The organism is Shigella sp. FC1967 (genome assembly GCF_001743005.1).
GTDB lineage: Bacteria > Pseudomonadota > Gammaproteobacteria > Enterobacterales > Enterobacteriaceae > Proteus.
In genome coordinates this window covers 1-2,385 of record NZ_MIIZ01000867.1, presented here as the reverse complement: position 1 = coordinate 2,385, position 2,385 = coordinate 1, and the positions used below count along the sequence as shown (strand labels likewise).

The 2,385-nt window shown below is 38.1% G+C and carries 1 protein-coding gene, 4 tRNA genes and 1 pseudogene; 1 reads left to right on the top strand and 5 read right to left on the bottom strand.

Translation table 11 applies throughout. The features are described from left to right. The 5 genes from BHE89_RS14910 to BHE89_RS14890 form a co-directional block, all read right to left on the bottom strand. Positions 1-447, bottom strand: a 447-nt coding sequence (locus tag BHE89_RS14910) for a GTP-binding protein (RefSeq protein WP_128860596.1), incomplete at its 3' end; no start/stop codon positions are given. A gap of 121 nt (positions 448-568) precedes the next feature. Beyond that, positions 569-643: transfer RNA gene (locus tag BHE89_RS14905), tRNA-Thr, on the bottom strand. Between the two features lie 5 nt (positions 644-648). Beyond that, positions 649-723 (bottom strand) — tRNA-Gly (locus BHE89_RS14900). Positions 724-805: 82 nt separating this feature from the next. After that, positions 806-890: transfer RNA gene (locus BHE89_RS14895), tRNA-Tyr, on the bottom strand. A gap of 15 nt (positions 891-905) precedes the next feature. Continuing rightward, positions 906-980, bottom strand: a tRNA-Thr gene (locus tag BHE89_RS14890). Positions 981-1,419: 439 nt separating this feature from the next. Between BHE89_RS14890 and coaA the strand changes: the two are divergent. Continuing rightward, positions 1,420-2,369, top strand: a pseudogene (gene coaA / locus BHE89_RS14885) (type I pantothenate kinase). Positions 2,370-2,385 lie beyond the last annotated feature (16 nt).

Below are 2,385 nucleotides of genomic sequence, written 5' to 3'. Positions count from 1 at the left end.
TAATTCTAACAGTTCTTCATCATCTACCATGTCACATTTGTTCAGGAATACGATGATGTAAGGAACACCAACCTGACGACCTAACAGGATGTGCTCACGTGTTTGTGGCATTGGACCATCAGTTGCTGCTACTACCAGAATAGCGCCGTCCATTTGCGCAGCACCCGTGATCATGTTTTTAACATAGTCGGCGTGACCTGGGCAGTCTACGTGTGCGTAGTGGCGAGTTGGAGTATCGTATTCTACGTGCGAAGTAGAAATGGTGATACCACGCGCTTTTTCTTCTGGCGCATTATCGATTTGATCGAATGCACGAGCAGCACCACCGTAAGTTTTAGCTAAAACTGTAGTGATTGCAGCAGTCAGAGTTGTTTTACCGTGGTCAACGTGGCCGATAGTACCAACGTTAACGTGCGGTTTTGAACGTTCAAATTTTTCTTTAGACATTTAAATTGTCCCTCTAAGACACGGAATCGGTGGTTACACCACATCAACCAAGCAGTAAGTAAATTAGCGATTTGCTAGTGCTTGTTAAGATTTTAATCAGGGAGGCAAGAACATGAAGGAGTGGTGCTGATAGGCAGATTCGAACTGCGACCTCACCCTTACCAAGGGTGCGCTCTACCAACTGAGCTATATCAGCACATCTGGAGCGGGCAGCGGGAATCGAACCCGCATCATCAGCTTGGAAGGCTGAGGTAATAGCCATTATACGATGCCCGCAGAACTCGGCTACCTGACTTAAAATCAGCTTTGTATTCTACTCAAGTGTTTACTAATTTAAAACACTTAAGTTAGGAATTAATGGTGGTGGGAGAAGGATTCGAACCTTCGAAGTCTGTGACGGCAGATTTACAGTCTGCTCCCTTTGGCCGCTTGGGTATCCCACCAAACCTAATTTTTAATGGTGCCGGCACAAGAGTCGAACTCGGGACCTACTGATTACAAGTCAGTTGCTCTACCAACTGAGCTATGCCGGCTAAGTGGTGCGCATTCTAGGAGGACTTTCATCATGATGCAACAAAAAAATTGCGATATTTGTTCTTTTGCTTAGATTTTGTTCATTTTTGATTGGATTGTTGATTTTTTAGGAAAAAAACGACCAAAATGCCAACAAAAATTCATGATAGATTAGCAAGCTAATTTAGCTATTCAGTCCCAAATTTATTAACCATCAATAAATTTTAGAAAAAAATTAATTATAATTTTCTTAGTTTACGCTAAAAAATTATTTTTCATGAGTGTTTTTTGTACTTTTTTTTATAGATTTATTCAGTTCGTGTCAAAAAAAGTAGAAAAAATTTAAAAAATATACTACGCCTAAGAGACATCACTCGTTATGATGCTGTTTATTTTTTATCGGATACGGGTGTTTTAAACAGCCTGTCCAACCTGCGAATATTAGGCAGATGTTGGCTTATGAATAACAAAGAACGCTTTATAACCCCTTATTTAGAGTTTGACAGAAAGCACTGGGCAACGTTAAGAGATTCCGTTCCTTTAACGCTAACCGAAAAAGAAATTACTGATTTAAAAGGGATTAACGAAGAAATTTCTATTGATGATGTAATTGAGATTTATCTTCCTCTTTCAAGATTACTCAATTTTTACATAAGTTCTAACTTGCGTCGTCAAGCGGTCTTAGAGCAGTTTCTTGGAACAAGAAGCGCCAAAATCCCCTATATTATTGGTATAGCGGGTAGTGTTGCTGTCGGTAAAAGTACCACAGCCCGTTTGTTGCAAGCACTTTTAACCCGTTGGCCAGAACATCGTAAAGTTGATTTAATTACTACTGATGGTTTTCTTTTACCTAATGCAGAATTAAAGAAACGCGGGATAATGAAAAAAAAAAGGATTTCCTGAATCCTATGATATGCATAGTCTTGTCTCTTTCGTTTCTGATATAAAATCGGGTAAAAAACAAGTCACTGCCCCTGTCTATTCTCATTTAGTGTATGACATCATTCCAGACAAAAAACAGGTTATAGAACAACCTGATATTTTAATCCTTGAAGGATTGAATGTATTACAGAGCAATCAGGATTATCCTCATGATCCACATAATGTTTTCGTATCAGATTATGTCGATTTTTCCATTTATGTTGATGCTGAAGAAGCATTGCTAAGACACTGGTATATCAGTCGCTTTTTAAAATTTAGAGAAGGTGCATTTACGGATCCTGAATCGTATTTTTAATAATTACTCTAAATTAAGCAGAGAAGAATCTATTGAAATAGCGTCTTCTATTTGGCAAGAAATTAATGGTTTGAATTTGAAACAGAACATTTTGCCAACAAAAGAAAGAGCAAGTCTAATACTAACCAAAGGTCAAAATCATACGATCACTAATGTTCGGTTACGTAAGTAAATCTAAACAATTATCA